This window comes from Sphingomonas sp. AOB5 (assembly GCF_029433115.1).
Taxonomy (GTDB): Bacteria; Pseudomonadota; Alphaproteobacteria; order Sphingomonadales; family Sphingomonadaceae; genus Sphingomonas.
This window is the reverse complement of record NZ_JARNTV010000023.1, coordinates 43,073-59,873: the sequence shown is the minus strand read 5'-3', so window position 1 is coordinate 59,873 and position 16,801 is coordinate 43,073. Positions and strand designations below refer to the sequence as shown.

The 16,801-nt window shown below is 64.4% G+C and carries 18 protein-coding genes; 8 read left to right on the top strand and 10 right to left on the bottom strand.

All coding sequences use genetic code 11. From position 1 onward, the window contains the following. Positions 1 to 144 precede the first annotated feature (144 nt). On the top strand, positions 145 to 666 hold the full coding sequence (locus P1X14_RS11910; RefSeq protein ID WP_277315588.1) for a hypothetical protein: 522 nt from the start codon (positions 145 to 147) through the stop codon (positions 664 to 666). A gap of 87 nt (positions 667 to 753) precedes the next feature. Here P1X14_RS11910 and P1X14_RS11905 read toward each other — a convergent pair whose 3' ends face one another. The 3 genes from P1X14_RS11905 to rplJ form a co-directional block, all read right to left on the bottom strand. Beyond that, complete coding sequence (locus P1X14_RS11905; protein ID WP_277315587.1) at positions 754 to 1,701, bottom strand: right-handed parallel beta-helix repeat-containing protein; 948 nt, start codon at positions 1,699 to 1,701, stop codon at positions 754 to 756. A gap of 240 nt (positions 1,702 to 1,941) precedes the next feature. Further along, entirely contained in the window at positions 1,942 to 2,319 is a 378-nt protein-coding gene (rplL, locus tag P1X14_RS11900; RefSeq protein ID WP_277315586.1) for a 50S ribosomal protein L7/L12, read from the bottom strand. Between the two features lie 54 nt (positions 2,320 to 2,373). Then, positions 2,374 to 2,889 carry a 50S ribosomal protein L10 gene (gene rplJ, locus P1X14_RS11895; protein WP_277315585.1) on the bottom strand — a complete coding sequence of 172 codons (516 nt, stop codon included), beginning with the start codon at positions 2,887 to 2,889 and terminating at the stop codon, positions 2,374 to 2,376. Positions 2,890 to 3,309: 420 nt separating this feature from the next. Here rplJ and P1X14_RS11890 point away from each other — a divergent pair, with 420 nt between their 5' ends. From P1X14_RS11890 to P1X14_RS11880, 3 genes are read left to right on the top strand one after another with little or no spacing between them, the layout of a single operon-like run. Beyond that, positions 3,310 to 4,560 (top strand): hypothetical protein, encoded by a 1,251-nt coding sequence (locus P1X14_RS11890; protein WP_277315584.1) that lies wholly within the window; start codon positions 3,310 to 3,312, stop codon positions 4,558 to 4,560. Between the two features lie 3 nt (positions 4,561 to 4,563). After that, a complete protein-coding gene (locus P1X14_RS11885) occupies positions 4,564 to 5,259 on the top strand; it encodes a hypothetical protein (RefSeq protein WP_277315583.1) in 696 nt (231 codons plus the stop codon). Beyond that, complete coding sequence (locus P1X14_RS11880) at positions 5,256 to 5,840, top strand: hypothetical protein (protein ID WP_277315582.1); 585 nt, start codon at positions 5,256 to 5,258, stop codon at positions 5,838 to 5,840. Before P1X14_RS11885 ends, P1X14_RS11880 begins: the two co-directional genes overlap by 4 nt. Positions 5,841 to 5,972: 132 nt before the next feature. Here P1X14_RS11880 and P1X14_RS11875 read toward each other — a convergent pair whose 3' ends face one another. Together P1X14_RS11875 and P1X14_RS11870 are read right to left on the bottom strand one after the other, a co-directional pair. Further along, on the bottom strand, positions 5,973 to 6,944 hold the full coding sequence (locus tag P1X14_RS11875) for a DUF6607 family protein (RefSeq protein WP_277315581.1): 972 nt from the start codon (positions 6,942 to 6,944) through the stop codon (positions 5,973 to 5,975). Positions 6,945 to 6,955: 11 nt separating this feature from the next. Further along, on the bottom strand, positions 6,956 to 9,169 hold the full coding sequence (locus P1X14_RS11870; protein WP_277315580.1) for a TonB-dependent hemoglobin/transferrin/lactoferrin family receptor: 2,214 nt from the start codon (positions 9,167 to 9,169) through the stop codon (positions 6,956 to 6,958). A 169-nt stretch (positions 9,170 to 9,338) separates the two neighbouring features. Between P1X14_RS11870 and P1X14_RS11865 the strand changes: the two genes are divergently transcribed. After that, positions 9,339 to 9,794 carry a hypothetical protein gene (locus P1X14_RS11865; RefSeq protein ID WP_277315579.1) on the top strand — a complete coding sequence of 152 codons (456 nt, stop codon included), beginning with the start codon at positions 9,339 to 9,341 and terminating at the stop codon, positions 9,792 to 9,794. 5 nt (positions 9,795 to 9,799) lie between these two features. Here P1X14_RS11865 and P1X14_RS11860 read toward each other — a convergent pair whose 3' ends face one another. Then, positions 9,800 to 11,500, bottom strand: coding sequence for a hypothetical protein (locus P1X14_RS11860; protein ID WP_277315578.1), 1,701 nt, complete (start codon positions 11,498 to 11,500; stop codon positions 9,800 to 9,802). Between the two features lie 133 nt (positions 11,501 to 11,633). Between P1X14_RS11860 and P1X14_RS11855 the strand changes: the two genes are divergently transcribed. Beyond that, positions 11,634 to 12,533, top strand: coding sequence for a hypothetical protein (locus P1X14_RS11855; protein WP_277315577.1), 900 nt, complete (start codon positions 11,634 to 11,636; stop codon positions 12,531 to 12,533). A 53-nt stretch (positions 12,534 to 12,586) separates the two neighbouring features. Then, positions 12,587 to 13,780 (top strand): hypothetical protein, encoded by a 1,194-nt coding sequence (locus tag P1X14_RS11850; RefSeq protein WP_277315576.1) that lies wholly within the window; start codon positions 12,587 to 12,589, stop codon positions 13,778 to 13,780. On the opposite strand, the gene map is transcribed toward P1X14_RS11850, so the two are convergent. The 4 genes from map to rplK all read right to left on the bottom strand — a co-directional run bounded on the left by map (position 13,777) and on the right by rplK (position 16,010). Beyond that, on the bottom strand, positions 13,777 to 14,556 hold the full coding sequence (gene map / locus P1X14_RS11845; protein WP_277315575.1) for a type I methionyl aminopeptidase: 780 nt from the start codon (positions 14,554 to 14,556) through the stop codon (positions 13,777 to 13,779). The two genes, P1X14_RS11850 and map, sit on opposite strands and share 4 nt — an antisense overlap. 1 nt (position 14,557) lies before the next feature. Further along, positions 14,558 to 14,764, bottom strand: a complete 207-nt coding sequence (locus tag P1X14_RS11840) for a ParD-like family protein (RefSeq protein ID WP_277315574.1) — start codon at positions 14,762 to 14,764, stop codon at positions 14,558 to 14,560. Positions 14,765 to 14,881: 117 nt separating this feature from the next. After that, positions 14,882 to 15,574, bottom strand: a complete 693-nt coding sequence (gene rplA / locus P1X14_RS11835; protein ID WP_277315573.1) for a 50S ribosomal protein L1 — start codon at positions 15,572 to 15,574, stop codon at positions 14,882 to 14,884. 4 nt (positions 15,575 to 15,578) lie between these two features. After that, the gene (rplK, locus tag P1X14_RS11830) at positions 15,579 to 16,010 is read right to left on the bottom strand and encodes a 50S ribosomal protein L11 (RefSeq protein WP_277315572.1); all 432 of its coding nucleotides are present in this window, start codon (positions 16,008 to 16,010) and stop codon (positions 15,579 to 15,581) included. A gap of 248 nt (positions 16,011 to 16,258) precedes the next feature. On the opposite strand from rplK, the gene P1X14_RS11825 reads away from it, so the two are divergent. Beyond that, positions 16,259 to 16,801, top strand: a complete 543-nt coding sequence (locus tag P1X14_RS11825) for a tail fiber protein (protein WP_277315571.1) — start codon at positions 16,259 to 16,261, stop codon at positions 16,799 to 16,801.

The window sequence follows — 16,801 nt, the reverse complement described above, 5'->3', positions numbered from 1 at the left end:
GTGGCGGGCTGGCTGATCGGGCGGCGTTCGCGCTTGCTCGAGCAACCCGACGCAATCGAGGAGCCGGTCGCGGAAGCGCCGCCATCACCTGCACCCGCGCCGCCTCCGCCCGCACCGGTTCCGCCGCCCGCTGTTGCGCCACGCATGGCACCCTCGCGTGTCGCGTCACCGGCGGAGCCGATCGCGGTCGAGTTCATCCCGGTGAAGATGGAACTGGTCGGCGAAGGCGCGCTGCTCGATTTCGAGCTGGTCCTCACCGCGGCACAGCCTGCCGACGGGGTTCGCCTGATCGTTGCGATGATGAGCGCCAGCCCCGATCAGGATCGCCAGATCGCCGGCTTCCACGCCGTGCCTCCGGTCGGCATGGCGCAGGGCCCGTTCGATCTGCCCGCGGGCAAGGGTGGACGCCTGTCGGGCAAGCTCAGCCTGCCGCGCGATCGCTTCCATGTCGTCGATGTCGGGGGGCGGCCGATGTTCGTGCCGGTGGTGCTGGTCGATCTGCGCTGGAATGGCGGCCTCAGCATCCGTCAGCAGGGTGCCGACTTCATGATCGGGACCGAAGGGCAGGGCGGCAAGCTCGGCCCCATCTGGCTCGATCGCGGCGGGCAGGTGTCCGGGCCGCTGGCGGCAAGCCGCTATCTCGCGAAGCGCGCGGCCGCCGCCTAGAGTTTTTTTTCAGCTGGACGGCGCTAACCCACAAAGAGAAAGGGCGGCCCGTTGTCGGACCGCCCCTTCGTCATCTTGCCGAAGCGCTTACTGCTGCGGGGTCGTGCTGGTCGGCGCGCCCGGCGTGGTGTTGCCGGCAATGCGGTTGTTGCCGAACGAGATCACCGAGCCACCGAAGCTCGTGTCGATGCCGGTCGTGTTGTTGTAGATGCCGGTATTCGAAAGGCGGACCGTGGCGGCAGCGCCGCTGGTCGAGACGCCCTTGCCGTTGCTGGCGATCGTGGTGCCTTCGACACTGAGGGTCGCACCGGTAGAAGCGAACGCCTGAACGCCGAACTGGGTGTTGTGCGAGATCGCGCCGCCGGTGACGGTAACGGCGCTGCCGTCGGCAGCACGCACGCCGAACAGGTTGTTGCTGATGGTGACGTTGGTCAGCACGGCGCTGGTCGCAACGCCGCCGTTCGACTTCACGATCACGCCGCCGACGGTGTTGTTATAGATGTACGACTTGGTGATGTTCAGCTCGCTGTTCGCGGTGCTCGATTCCCACGAGACCGCGGCGCCCGTGCCACCGAGGCCCTGATTCTCGATCGTCACATTCTCGATCGTCACCGATCCGGCGACAATGACGCGGATGCCATAGGTGCCCAGGTTTGGGCCGCCGTTGATCGACAGGTTGCGGATGATGACCTTGGCGTTGGGATCGCTCGTCGTGTTGACGTTGATGCCGGGAACGCTGGAATTGAGGATGCTGCCCGGCCAGCCGCCTTCGCCGCCGCCGCAATCGAGCGTGATCGCCTTGGTGATGGTCACCGAGCCAAAGCCGCCCGGATCGAGGCAGTTGATCTCGCCGCCGGTGGCGGTCTTCGAGATCGCGCCGGCAAAGGTCTTGCAGGGTGCGGTGCGGCTGCACGGGTTGACGTCGTCACCGACGCCCGAAATCCAGGTGCGCGTGGCCTGAGCCGCGGCGGGGGTGGCGATACCGATGCTGGTTGCCGCGATCGCGGTCGCGCAAAGCAAACGAAGGTGCTTCATGTCTCTCTCCTCAGGGCTGTACGCAATATACTGTCGCGGGATGCCAGACGCTGCCGACTCCAGGCAGATCCCCCCACTCGCGACGGGAATTAGCACCGGAATGAAGGGGATACCAGAGACCCGGACAAGGAAAAGGCGGCCCGTTTCCGGACCGCCTTTCCACTTGTCGATCTGCCGAAAGGCAGCTCTCCGGGCCCCGGCCATGCCGGGATAAATCCGTGCGCCCGCAGGCGCCTGGGCTTACTTGACCTCGACGGTCGCGCCGGCTGCTTCCAGCTGAGCCTTGATCTTGGCGGCGTCGTCCTTGTTGACGCCTTCCTTGACGGCCTTCGGAGCTTCTTCGACCAGGGTCTTCGCTTCGGTCAGGCCCAGGCCGGTGATCGCGCGGACTTCCTTAATGACGTTGATCTTCTTGCCACCGTCGTTGACGAGGATCACGTCGAACTCGGTCTGCTCTTCAGCAGCCGGGGCAGCGGCGCCGCCGCCAGCCGGACCGGCAACCGCAACCGCAGCAGCGGCCGAGACGCCCCACTTCTCTTCGAGAAGCTTCGAGAGTTCAGCGGCTTCGAGGACGGTCAGAGCCGAGAGGTCGTCGACGAGCTTGTTCAGGTCAGCCATGATAATACTCCAATCAAATATATGGGTTCAGGGTAATCGATTTCGAAACGAGCCTTATGCGGCCTGCTTCTCCGCATATGCGGAAAGCACGCGCGCGATCTGGGCCGCCGGCGCCTGGGTGACGGTCGCGAGCTTGGTTGCCGGAGCAACCAGCAGGCCCACGAGCTTGCCACGCAGTTCGTCGAGCGACGGAAGGGTCGCAAGTGCCTTGATGCCTTCCACGTCGAGGACGGTGGTCCCCATCGATCCGCCGACGATTTCGAGCTTGTCGTTCGTCTTGGCGAATTCCACCGCGACCTTGGCAGCAGCCACGGGATCGGTGGAGGTGGCGAGCGCGGTCGTGCCGGTCAGCAGGTCGGAAATACCTACATAGTCGGTGCCCTCGAGCGCGATCTTGGCAAGCTTGTTCTTCGAAACCTTATAGCTCGCACCGGCGTCACGCATCTTGTTGCGGAGGTCCGTCGACTGCTTGACGGTCATCCCGAGGTTGCGGGTGACGACCACCACTGCAACTTCCTTGAAGGTGCTGTTCAGCGCGGCAACGGCTTCGGCCTTTTGGGAACGATCCATGCCGGTCTCCTCAATATGCGACACTCCCCGAAGGAAGGGCCGCGGTTCACAAATGTCCGAGGGGCATGATCGTCATCGCCAGAGCATACCCTGGCATGACCCGGGCGCTCCGCAGGGGAGGGCCGGTGAAATATCAGTCCCCGTCTAGGCAAGAAATCAAGACCGGCAGATTCCGGTCACTTGCTGTCTCGGACGGTTCCCTCCCCGAAAGGAGGAGGCGCGCACATAGCCGGATTGGCGGGGAAGTCAACATCGACAGCGCAGGCAGCGATCGGCGGCGAGGCATCGATCACGACAGATCCCGTACTTCCAGTAGGTTGCAATATACATCCCCGAAGATTGATCGAATCCGGCTCATGTTTGCAATGACATGCAGAAATCGTGGGCATATCGTCATAATATCCTGTGGGGGGACGGACGATGATCAGAAGATGCAAGACGCTTGTTCCGGCCCTGTTCGGTGTCGTGTATTTTCTTTTGTGCGGTTCTTCAGCTCTTGCGCAGCAAGCAAGCTCCCCTGAACTCTTGATCGGCAAGGTGAGCGAGGGATCGCTCGATATGGCTGCCGTCGGAAACGGGTGGAGGCCCCGTCAGTTCAACCTGACTCTCGCCCCCAATGCATCGGTTCGTATCGATCTCGAAAGCGAGGACTTCGATCCGATCGTCCGGGTCTATGAAATCCGCGACGGACGGCGTTTCAACATCGCCGAGAACGACGATTTCGGCGACACGTTCAATGCCCGTGTCCGCTTCACGACTGCAACGGGTGGCACGTTTGTGGTGGAGGCCGATACGGTGGTCGGTTTCGGCGAGCCGGAACGGGGCCATTCCCATTTTCGCCTGACGGCATCCGAAGAAGCTCCGCGCACGCGCCCGGAACCGGTGAAGCTGGGTTTTGACGCGCCCATCGAATCGAAATTCTCGAGCGCCGACGAAGTGGAGGACGGGCAGGGCCTGGTCCAGCGCTATGCCTTTCACGCGACAAGGGGGCAGCGGATCGTGCTGAACATGGCTGCCCTGCCGGTCGGCAGCGACAGCGAGGACTCGCCGAACCTGTCCAGTATGGAACTGTACCGCGCAAGCGATCCGGGCCTTCGCCTCGACATGCCGAACAAGCGGCGGTCGCTTACCACGACGCGCGCCATGGCTCTGATCCCGGAGGATGGGGACTATATCCTGATCGTCCGGCATTCCGACACGCGGGCCAGCGCGCCGTACCGGCTCGATGCCAAGCTCTTCACCGCCGTGGTCCCGGTCGCCCGGGCGATCCGGAGCGGCGAAACCAAACGCGGCGAATTCACCTTTGCGGACCCGCAGACCAGTGGATCCCTCGGCGAGGATCCGGGTCGCCTGTATCAGGAATGGCTGCTGCCGGTCCGGCGCGGGCAGTCGCTCCGGGTGGAGTTGTGTGGAACGGATTCGCTTGATGCTTTGATCCAGGTGATCGGCGCGACGGTAATCGGAGATCGATTGCTGGCAAGCGCGGACGACCTTGCTCCCGGTGAGACAGCTTCTTGTGGACCTGCGCGCCGCAATGCCGGGCTGGATCTGACCGCCAGCGAAAATGGAACGTTGCGGCTTTTGGTGTCTCCGTTGCGTGACACTGGTTCCTATACGCTCGTCGTAAGCGAGAGGGCGGCGCGACCGGCAAACGCCGCGACCGGACAATAGAGGATGGCGGAGGGGGTTCCAGCCGATGCGCAGCCGCCTGATACCGCACCCGATGCGGTCTTGCCGTTGCAGCCGCGAAAGTGCCGCTACTGTGCGGCGGATATGCCGGAAAAGGCGCGTTTCTGCAGGGAATGTGAGCTTTTCCAGCGCCGCTTCATGCGCTCGAAATCGACCGTAGGGTATTTTACCCTGCTCAACGCGATGATCGCCACGATGCTAGTGGCCATGACGTTCCTGATCGAGAAACTGCCGGAATGGGATCTGTTCGCCAGTTCCGATCCGGTCCCGGTGGGATTCACTTGCTATCGCAACCAGGCGTTTCTGACGATTACCAACCGTGGCCGCAGGATGGTTACGATTGAAGGCGGAACCGTAACCGCCATGGGACTTGGCGAATCCGCTGAAGTGAGGCGTTTGCGGATCGATCCTCGCGATGCGATAATCGGCAAGGGTTCCGCGCAGGTGGTCGGGATGACCTTTCTCGATCCGAAGATCGGCGCGACCTCCGATTTTATTCCGCCTTCCGATGACGGCGAGGCGTCGGCGGCCTGCAAATATGTTTTTGCGATCCGCTATCAGGATTTTCAGAACGGCGAGCTGCGCGAACTGCAGGGCATTCCAACTTGCGATTGTGCGATGACGCGCTTCAGTTCTGATGCAGAACGATCGCAAGAGACGAAATCGGGCGAGGATAAATGACGATGTTGTCTTCCATACCCTTCGCATATCTGATTGGCGCAACGATGTTGAGCGGGGGCTGGGCGCCCCCGGTCGAGAAGAAGCCGGAGATCAGAATCGGCTACACGATAGAAGTCGATGGAATATCGCAGGATATTAAGGCTATTCGGGCACAAGTGTCGAATTTGGTAAATATTCGTGCGATACACACCGAAGTAGATAGTGAAAATGATGACTCTATAATGGTGCTTTGGGGTAAGGGCTTTATGACCTTTGCTGTCACCGTTGAGAAAGATGCCGCGGGCGGATATAGAATCTACCTAAATAATCGCTATCCGTTCGGGACCAAGACACCATATTTGTCGTTCAAGGTGAGGGACTCGCGCGATCTCGCAGTTCTGGCGTCGATCCTCGCGCTCGACAACTATGCGACCAAGCAGACTAGAGGTTCCGAAGCGGCTGAAGTGGCCTGCGCGGCCCGATATATTGTGATGGTCAAGAACCGGTTCGCGAGACCGAGGGCGTTTAACGATGCGCTCGTTAATAGTGCCTGTTCGAAGGAACGGTCCGTCGCCTATGTCGCGCGTATGTCGGACGGTTGAGACGCGAATTCGCATCTCCCGAAAAAGTCCTCCGCCACCCCGGTAGGGACCAGGGACCGCCGCGCTTCCCATGACAGAGCGGGGCAGTGCCGGCACGAGTCCGGCGTGGCGGAAGTAGGAGGGTTCTCGTGCTTACTGGCCCGCCGCGCGGGTGGCCTGATCCATCAGCGCGCGGGCGGTCTTGATGCCCTCGGCTTCGCTGGTCTTGCCCTTCTGGATATCGTCGGCGATCTCGAGCAGGCGGCTGGCGATCACCGTGCCGGCTTCGGCTGCCTCGGTGATGCGGATGCCGCCCTTGGCGCTGGCGATGCGATCCCATTCGGCGCGGATCGCGGCCCAATAGCCCCTGGTCGCGGCCCAATAATCGTCGGCGGCCTTCACATTATAGCCGTCGAACTTGTCATAGGTGTTGAGGACATATTCCTGGACGACCGGCTGCAGCCTGTCGTCGAATTCGCCCATCTTGATATTGTCCTGCCAATGGACCCAGCCACCCGGCGAGAGCTGATGGCGGTTGACCGAATAATAGCGGTCGTAAACCGGTCCGCGTACCGCGTCGCGGCGGGCCAGCGGACGCCAGGTGCCGTCCGATTCCCAGCGGCGCAGACCCGCCACCGTGGTCCACGCACCCAGGCCGCCATAACGCGGGCTGTCGTCCACCTGATACACGGTCTGCGACCATTTGCCCTTGCGCTCGGCCTCGGTGGTCGTGCGCCAGGTCCAGCTGTCCGGGCCCGAATAGACCAGGATGCGCGCCGGTTCATATTCCCAGTCCTGCCGCCAATGCTTGATCACCATCGGCTTGCCGTCGCCCATGTCGACGACGAGCAGGTGCTGGAGCGAGATCTTGCGGCCGCTGTCCTCGATCACGCGGACGCTTTCATGGCCGCCCGAAATCTTGGGTTCGATCGGGGTGTAGTCGGCCCGCCACGGGGTCGATTCCCGCATGTCGAAGCGCACCTTGTAATTGCCCGCCATGCCGAGGATGTCGGCACGGTCCGCCTGATAGCTGGACGACTGCGCAGCCTGCGCCATCGCGGGCACCGCAGTGACCGGGATCGCCGCGATCGCGAGGGCCGCGGCCCAGAGGAAATGCTTGCTCATCTTCAGGGTCCTCAGAAACGATAGCTCAGCGAGACGCTGCCATTGCGGCCCGGCTGCGAATAGGCGTCCTTGACCGTCGAGGTGGTCGAAAGGCCGCGAATGTCCTGCCACTGCCAGTATTTCTGGTCGGTCAGGTTGAACAGGCCGGCGCGCAGCGTCAGATCGGGGACAATGCGCACATAGGCGGTGATGTCGAGCGTCACATATTCGCCGCCGGTGAAGCAGGTCGGGGTGGCGGCGACGGTGGCATAGCAGGACGAACCCAGCGTCTCGCTGACTTCCTTCTGTCCGCCATAAGTGGCGATCAGGCGGCCGCCGAAGCGCTTGCCCGGATCGTCATAGCCGACGCCGATCACCGCGCGCAGCGGATCGATCGACTGGAGCGGGGTCTTCACGCCGGCTGCGGTGATCCCGCTGCCATCGGTGTAGGACAGGCTGACGCGTGCGGTGACGCCGGTCGTGGGGCGCACTTCGGCCGCGGCCTCGACGCCCGAAACCTCGGCGCCGCTCAGATTGACCCACTGGTAGATCCACGGCGTCGCCGGGCTGGGGAAGGGCAGGCCGGTCGTTTCCACCTGCTCGATGAAATTGTCATACTCGGAGTGGAAGCCGGTGACCGTGAACGACGCATACTGGTTGGCGAAACGCAGGCCGCCCTCGAAGCTCTTGCTCGTTTCCGGGCGCAGGTTCGGGTTGGGGATGCTCTTGTAGCCGACCGGCAAATTCTCGAAGAAGTTGTTCACCTGGCTCGGCGCCGGGGCCTTGAAGCCCTGGGCATAGTTGCCGAACAGGCGGACATTCTCGCCCAGCCGGATTACCGCGCCGATCTTCGGCGAGACGCGCGAACCGTCCTGCGCCGCGCCGACAAAGGTCGGGAGCAGCGGGTCGTTCTCGGGCTTCAGGTCGTATGCGTCGAAGCGCACCGCCGGGTACAGCGTCACCGGGCCGAACGTGACTTCGGCCGAGGCGAACAGGCCCGCCAGCATGAAATCGGTCTCGGGGAAGGCGCGGGTCGGATAGGTCTCGCCGGCCGGGGGTACCACGCCGTCGCGCAGGCCGCTCTGGCGGGTGAAGCTGATGTCGCCGCCCACCGCGAACTTGACGAAGTCGTTGCCGCCGCGGACTTCGCCGGCCGCGCCATAGACGCGGTTTTCGAACGTGTTCAGGCGCTCGCGGTCGACTGCCGGCGTGCGATCCTCGTCGGTGAACTGGACGTCCTCGGCATCCTGCCAATAGGCGCTCAGGCGCGCGTAATCGATCACGCCTTCACCCTGCCAGGTCCAGTCGGCGGCGACGCGCGCGCGCTTGCCGGTGTCGCGGCCTTCGAGCAGCTCAACGGTCGCGCTGCGGCCGCTGAGTACTTCGGTGAAGAGATAGGTGTCGAGATATTCGCCGGTCAGGCGGATCTTGTGACCGCTGGCCGGTTCCCACACGATCCGGCCGAAACCGGCGTTGGAACGGCCGTCGGCGGGGTTGGGCAGGGTGCGCGCCGAACCGGTGCCGCCGACAGTGCCCTGGTTCTCCAGCTCGTTGTAATCGCGGCGGGTATAGGCACCCATGATCGAGAAATCGCCCGAGCGCGCGGCGAGGATCGCGGTCTCGGCGAACTCATTGTCCGACGAGCTGTATGCCGCGCGGACGAGGCCGCCGACGCTGGCGCCGTTGCGCAGGAAGTCCGAAGGGTCGGACGTGGTGAAGCTGACCGCACCGGCCAGACCGTCGCTGCCGTACAGCGCCGAGGCGGGACCGCGCAGAATCTCGACCGACTTGACCAGGCCGACATCGATATAGTCGCCACGGCCGGCCGACTGGGCGCCGAAGGTGAAGCCGTCCGGAACGCGCACGCCATCGACCTGGATCAGCACGCGGTTGCCGCCCATGCCGCGGATCACGAAGCCTTCGTTACCCGCACGGCCGGTGGTGCCCAGCGCAGCGCCGAAGCGCGCCGGCTGACGGGGGACGCTGACGCCCGGCTCGAAGCGGACCAGGTCCTTGATGTCGGTCGACAGGTCGTCGGCGATCTGTTCGGCGGTGATGACGGTAACCGTCGACGGGGCGTCGAGGGTCGTGGTCGGGATGCGGGTCGCGGTGACGGTGATCACCGGGTTCTGCTTCGCTGCGTCCGCTTCGGCATCCTGTGCCATGGCAGGCGCGGCGAACGCCAGAGTGCTCATGGCGGCAAGGCCGATTCCTGCCAGAAGCTGCGAACGTACGATGGTCTTCATTTCCCGCCCTTTTCGATAATGCGACTGATTCTCATTATCTGGGCCGTTAGAGGCGAATGGTGCGCCGCGTCAAGCCTGCAACGATCATGGCCTGCAAAAGCCCGGAACAGCGGCGCTTGCTTCGGTCCATAGTCGTGATCAGGATCACCGGATCGAGTGCGAGGGGCCGATGCCGACGTTCAGATGTTTCCTGCCTGCGTGGATCGCCGCCTGGGTCGTGGCGATCTTCCTGCCCAGCGTGGTGATCGCGTGGCTCGGCCTGTCACCGGCCGTCCCCGCGACCGGCGGGTCACTTGAGCGGCTGCTGGCCGGAAGCTGGAAGGTCGCGGACGATGTCGGCCCGGTGGTGAAGCTGATGATCGGCGGTCTGCTGCTCGCGGGTTTTCTGGCCGTGGAACGCCTCTCCCCGGCCGGGCGGCTGGCCGCCTGTGCAGCGATTGGCGTGTTGGCGATGATCGCCACGATCGCGTTCGTCCCGCCGGACTATTCGCGGGGCTTCGCTGCAGCCCTGACCGGAGCACGTTTCGACTCCGCGGTTACGCCCATCTACCTTCTGGGCGCGCTGCTCGCGGGCCTCGTCTACGCGACCGGCTCCGCGCGATGCCGGCGCCGTTCACAAGGCTGACGGCGTCACTCCGGCATCGATCCCAGCAGCGTTTGGGCCTTCGCCTTTTCGGGCGAGTCGTAACCGCTCTCGGCCACCGATCGCAGCGTGCGCCGCGCCGCTTCGCCATTGCCCTGCCGCGCGAACGCCTCGCCCAGCATTATACGCGGACCCGGCGCGGCGGGGATGGTATCGACCACCTTGAGCAGCCCTTCCAGCGCCACTTCGGGCGGCGCTTCGCCCGCATCCGCGAAGCTGCGATAATAGGAGAGCAGCGGTCCTGCGGCCTCGCTGTCGATCCGGTTGGCGCGGACGATGAACCCGCGTGCGGTGCGCAGCCGCTGCGCACGCTCGGGCGAAGGCCCGGCCAAAGCCTGCTGCGTCAGCGCGACGCCCTTCCAATTGAGCGCCCCCGCGCTGTTACCGTCGACCGCCAGCGCGCGATCCGCCGCGGCAAGGCATTCCGCCGCATTGGCGCTGCGGCACTCGGCCTCGGCGAGCAGCAGTTGCGCGTCGAGATTGGTTGGATAGCGGCCGGCATCGCCCCTCAGCTTGACCAGCCAGCGATCGCGCGCTGCGATGGCCGGCGTAGCGGCGGGGCCTTCGGGAATGGTGGTCCGCGACCCCAGCTCCAGCCGGCCCTTCACGAACGCCGCCTGCCCGCGGGTCAGCTGGCGGATGATCGGCTCGGCGGCCAGTTCGGGCGGATAGGTCAGCCGTTCCCACGGCACCTTGCTGTTGTCGTATCGCGCGACGTCGCTTGCCAGCTTGCCCGGATCGCCGAACGCCTGCGCCGCCTTTTCCAGCCCCTCGCCGCGCGAATAGGCGGCCAGATAGGCCTGCAACTGGCCCTTCCGCTCTTCCGAGAAGAACAGGTAGTGCGCCAGCACCCAGGCATGATAGGGCGTCCAGCGCGTCCGCGATCCGGCCTTCAGATAATTGCCGTTCAGCACGTCGCGCACCGGATAGGTGCGGAACCAGTCGGTGACCTTGCGCAGCCCTTCCGGCGCGCGGCCATATTCGATCTTGCCGTCCTCGCGCACCTTGATCGTCGCAAAGATCTCGCCGAACCCGTCGAGGTACCAGCGCGGATAGGCCATCGGGAAATAGGTCAGCAGGAAATGCTGGGCAAAGCCGCCATAGATGCGCCCCTCGGCCGATAGCGGCACGGTGACCTGATTGATCGCCGCGTCCATCCCGTTGGGATTGGAACTGCCGAACAGGGTGGATTCGACCAGCCCCGTCTCCAGATTGACTTCGCGGCTGCCCAGGTTCGCGAGGCTCACGCCGCGATCCAGCGTGATCCGCTGGTCGATCCGGCTGCCCGCCATCACCGCGCCATCCTCGCGCGGATCGTAATAGCGCTGGATCGGGAAGGCGCGGGCGAACGGACCCTGACGCGAACGCAGGTTGCGCAGGTCCATAGCGTCGAACTCGGCGGTGTCGCCGATCAGCGTGACGCGCAGCTTCAGCGTCGGATCGGGCCGGCCATGCGTGCCCAGCAGGATCGACAGCAGCAGATGCAGCCGCTCCAGATTGTGCGAGATCCGCTTCAACTCGGCTTCGCTGCCGTTGGAATAGACGATGACGTGATCGGTCTCGGCAACCCGCCAGTCGCTCATCTTCTCCAGACTGCCCTGAACGACGATCCCGTCATCCTGTGCGGTCTGGGCGAGTGCGGGGAGGGGAAGCAGCAATGCAGCCGCCGCCAATATCGCCAAACGCATGCCGATCCTCTCCCCGTTCTGTGTTAGCGGTATCAGAACACAGGCGGGACGGTCGCGCAATCGGTAAGGCTCAGTGGTGGGATGGTCACGGCCTGCGGTGCATGATACAGTATATCAATCGAGGGAGGGGACGATGAGGGGACTCAGGGAAATTCCGGCGATACTGGCGCCGATGCTGCTGATGGCGCCGCAGGCGATGGCTCAGGATTGCGACTCCGCACGCCTGGGGGCCTATGGCTCCCGCATACCCACCTATCTGCTGGTCAGCATGCCGCCGGTGGCCGGGGAGACGGTGCTGGTGCAGCCCGGCACGCTGGCGACGCGCGGGCTGGCGGTCGCGCGGCAGGAATTCAGCATCGCGCCGAAGCTCCGTTACCTCACCGCCGATATCCCGCTCACCGACGAACGCGGCGGATCGCTGGCCAATGCCGTGCCGCTGACTGCGGGATCGCGGATCACCTTCTGGCGCGGCGCCGATGGCGAACGGGAATGCGCGATCGGCTGGCGCAACGGGCTGTTCGGCGGGGCGACCGGCGATGGCCATTATCGCTGGGTCTGTCTCGAGGACCGCGACGGCGACGGCGCCTATGACAATGCCTGGCGCCCGCGCTCGAAGAATATGGGGCTGAGCTATTCGCGGATCGACATGCCGATCTCGCCCGCCGTGCGCTGGACCGAAACCGCGCCGGCCACGCCCGCCGCCAAAACCCGGTCGCAGACCGCGGCGATCGGTACGAACGTGGCGATCCGAGAGATCGTGATCCGCTCGGCCTATTCGGGCACCCTGTCATTCGAATATCGCGGCGTCGGCGTTTCCCGCGATCCGTCCAACCGGGCCGAGATCCGCGGCAAGGAAGGCGGCAGCGTCACGCTGGGCGGCGTCACCATCACCGCGACGCCGGAGGGCAGGGGCATGCGCCTCACCGCCACCGGCGTGTTCCCCGCGGCGCGGATCGCACCGATCTGTGGCGGGGCCGCCTATTCGATCGAGGGGTTCGAGGCGCAGGTGATGTTCAGCTTCCCCAACTGGTGATTGCCGTCCACGCGGGCGAGGCATAGGCTGGGAGGCACAAGGGGAGAGGCACGATGCCGGTCGGGACTCTGGGCTATGCCGCGATGCTGTTGGCCGGCGCGCAGCCGCCGCCGGACAATATCTGCCGGATCAGCACCTATCTCAACGGCGCGCGGCTGGACGTCGAGCGGCATATCGGTTCGGGCGGCGCGCGGGACTTCGCCTCTTTCCAGATCGGATCGCGCGGCAGCTGGGGCGACGGCGTTGCCACGTTGCGCTGGGTCGATGACGGGCGGGGGCCGCCGCGGATCGAGTTCGGCCTGAGCGACCGCAAGTTCGGGAAGCAGCGTGGCCTCGGCTATCGCTGGCGCTTCATCGGATCGTCGGGCGAATGGACGGCCGATACGCATGGGCTCCCGCCGCTCCGCACGATCGACTGGGCTGCGCTGGACAGCCGCTTCGCCGGCGAGCAGCGGCTTCGCTTCGAAGTTACCCGGATCGGCGCGGGTCCCGCCAACGAAGTCGTGGTCGGCAGCGGCGCATTCGACCTGCAGGGAATCCGCGATGCGATCGCGGCGAACGCATCGTTCAAGCCGATGCTGGATCGGCTTGCCGCGAACGGCAGCTGCCGCGCTGCGGACGCGCGGAGTCTGAGCTTCGATTTCGAATGCAGCGAGACCTGGCAGTCGAACTCGGTCACCTACACGCGGCTATCGGCAATGGTGCGCTGGTCGATCGATCTTGGCGACAATGTCGAATTCACCGTCCATGACGGCCGCACCGATTTCTATTCGCGCTACGATGTCGCGCTGAACGAAGCGCCCAATCATCGCGGCGTCACCAATCAGCGCGCCTTCGCTTCATTCATCCCGACCAGTGGGAGCAGGGATGTGAAGGAAAGCCCGGGCTATGCGAACTTCGTGTTCGACGGAAAACACTATGTGCTGACCAATCCCAAGGTGGCCGGGGTGGTACGGATCGGCGACACGGTGTTCCGCCAATGGCTGCCGCTCTGGTCGGCCATCTTCCTCGAGCGCCACGACTGGCTGCGGCTGCGCGGGACGCCGGGCGACCTGCTGATCGTCGCCTATCATGTCGATCGCGGCGATATCGTCCGCAAGACGGTGACCGCGGCGCAGCTCGATGCGATCGATGCAGAAATCGATGCCGGCACCCGCCGCCTGCGCGAACGCGAGCGTGCCCCGGACGGCAAGTGCACGGTCCGCGAGAATGAAGGCTCCATGCCCGGCGACGAGATCGTGATCTAGTTCATCCGCGCGAGCATCGGCGTTTCGTCGCGGCGCAGGGTGAGGATGTCCACGCCGGTCGCGGTGACCGCGACGGTATGCTCGAACTGCGCGGAAAGCTTGCGGTCGTTGGTCACCACCGTCCAGCCATCGTCCTCGGTCGAGACCTTGCGGGTGCCCTGATTGATCATCGGCTCGACGGTGAACACCATGCCTTCGTGCAACCGCATGCCGGTGCGCGGCCGCCCGAAATTCAGGATCTGCGGTTCCTCATGCATTTCGCGGCCGATGCCGTGCCCGCAATATTCGCGCACGACCGAGTATCCGTTCTTCTTGGCATGGCGTTCGATCGCGGCGCCGATATCGCCCAGATAGGCGCCGGGCCGGACCTGGCCGATGCCCTTCCACATCGCTTCCTGCGCCACCCGAACCAGCCGCTTCGCCGCGGGCGCGACGTTGCCGACCATATAGGTCTTGCTCGAATCCGCGATGAAGCCGTTCTTCTCCAGCGTGATGTCGAGATTGATGATGTCGCCGTCGCGGATCACTTCTTCGGAATCGGGCACGCCATGGCAGACGACATGGTTGATCGAGCAGTTCAGGACGTACTTGAAGCCATATTGTCCCTTGCTGGCCGGACGCGAGGCGAGGTCGACGGTGATGAAGCGATCGACCCGATCGTTGACTGCCATGGTCGACATGCCGGCCAGATCCTGCCCGTCGAGCATTTCGAACACGGATGCGAGCAGCTTGCCCGATATCCGCATCAGCGCCAGTTCGTCCGGGGTCTTCACCATGTCAGGCGTCCGCGCCGTCCGGCAGACGAACCTGCGCCGCGGCGATCTGTGCCGCGACGATATCATTGAACGACAGCGCCGGATTGGCCTCGGCCAGCATGCCGATCTTCATCCAGAACTCCGCCTGCGCATTGATTGAGCGGCACATCACCGTGCTGGCCCGGCGCGCTTCCTCGTGCAGCTGATCGTCGATCTTCACGATGCCCATGGATAGTCCCTCGATATACGAATCATATATGATCCGTATATCGATCATATGCTGTGGCCAAGCAAAAAGGGCCGCGGTTTCCCGCGGCCCTTTCTGTCTCTTTCGAGCGGGGTAGCTTTACGCCGTCGCGACTTCCGCCACGTCGACCTTCACGCCCGGGCCCATCGACGACGACAGGGCGACCTTGCGGACATATTTGCCCTTGGCGCCTGCCGGCTTGGCCTTGACCACCGCATCGACCAGCGCGTCGAAGTTCGCGCGCAGGTCTTCCGCCGGGAACGACGCCTTGCCGATGCCCGAATGGATGATGCCGGCCTTCTCGACGCGATACTCGACCTGACCGCCCTTGGCGGCCTTGACGGCTTCGGCGACGTTCATGGTCACGGTGCCCAGCTTCGGGTTCGGCATCAGGCCCTTGGGACCCAGCACCTTGCCGAGGCGGCCGACCAGACCCATCATGTCCGGGGTCGCGATGCAGCGATCGAACTCGATCTTGCCGCCCTGGACGATCTCGAGCAGGTCTTCCGCACCGACGACGTCGGCGCCAGCTTCACGCGCTTCGTCAGCCTTCGCGCCCTTGGCGAACACGCCGACACGCACGGTCTTGCCGGTGCCCTTGGGCAGGGTCACGACGCCGCGGACCATCTGGTCTGCGTGACGCGGATCGACGCCCAGGTTCAGCGCGACTTCGACGCTCTCGTCGAACTTCGCGGTGGCGTTCGCCTTCACGATCGCGATGGCTTCGTCGACGCCGTGCAGCTTCTCGCCGTCGACGGTCCAGGTCTTCTGCTTCTTGGTGAGCTTCGCCATGGTCTTAACCCTCCACCACGGTGAGGCCCATCGCGCGAGCGGAGCCTTCGATAATGCGCGTTGCGGCTTCGATGTCGTTCGCGTTGAGATCCTTCATCTTGATCTCGGCGATTTCGGACAGCTTCGAACGGGCGATCTTGCCCGCCGAGACCTTGCCCGGCTCCTTCGAGCCCGACTTCAGGTTGGCAGCCTTCTTGATGAGATAGGTCGCCGGGGGCGTCTTGGTCTCGAACGAGAAGCTCTTGTCCGCGAACACGGTGATGATCGTGGGGATCGGGGTGCTCTTCTCAAGGTCGTTCGTCGCGGCGTTGAACGCCTTGCAGAACTCCATGATGTTCACGCCGCGCTGACCCAGAGCCGGGCCGATCGGGGGCGACGGATTGGCGGCGCCGGCCGGCACCTGCAGCTTGATATAGCCGGTAATCTTTTTAGCCATGTGTCTCACTCTGTCATGGGATCCGGCGCGAACGCAGAACCCCGTTCAAGTTTAGCGGTCCAGACGGGCGACCCGAAGGGCGCCCTCCCGCGATTCCATTGCTGATGCGTTGGAAGGGCGGGCCATTAGCGAAACTGCGCGCAAATGGCAACTGCCGGGCCGTTATCCAAAACGGGGCGAGCCTCGATTGACCTGCGGCGCTCGATCTCCTCCCCTTTGCGCGTGATCTGCAGGGGGAGGAGGGGCTGATGTCAGACTGGTATCTGGGTGAGATTCGCGCCTTTCCCTATTCGGCTGCGGCCACCCTGTCTTCATGGATGCCATGTGACGGCCAGCTCCTGCAGATCACACAGAATCAGGGCCTCTATTCGCTGATCGGCAATACCTATGGCGGTGACGGTTTCACCACCTTCGGCTTGCCCGATCTCCGGGGGCGGGTGCCGCTGGGTTCGGGCACCTTCATGCCGGGCGTGCCGATGGGGCAGGAAACGGTCATCCTGAGCACCAATCAGGTGCCGCCGCACAGCCATGACTGGAACGTCAGCATGGCGCCGGCCGACACGCCGACGCCACGGAACGGCATGCTGGCGGACACGCAGCAGACCGCGGCGATCTACGCGACGTCCAGCGAGACCACCGTCACGCTGGCGCTGGCAACGCTGGACGATACCGGGATCGGACAGGCGCATCCCAACATGCAGCCGTTCACCGTCATGACCTATTACATCGCCGTGAAGGGTCCCTTTCCCTCGCGGCCGACCGGCACCGAAACCGAGAGCGAGGAGGCGTAG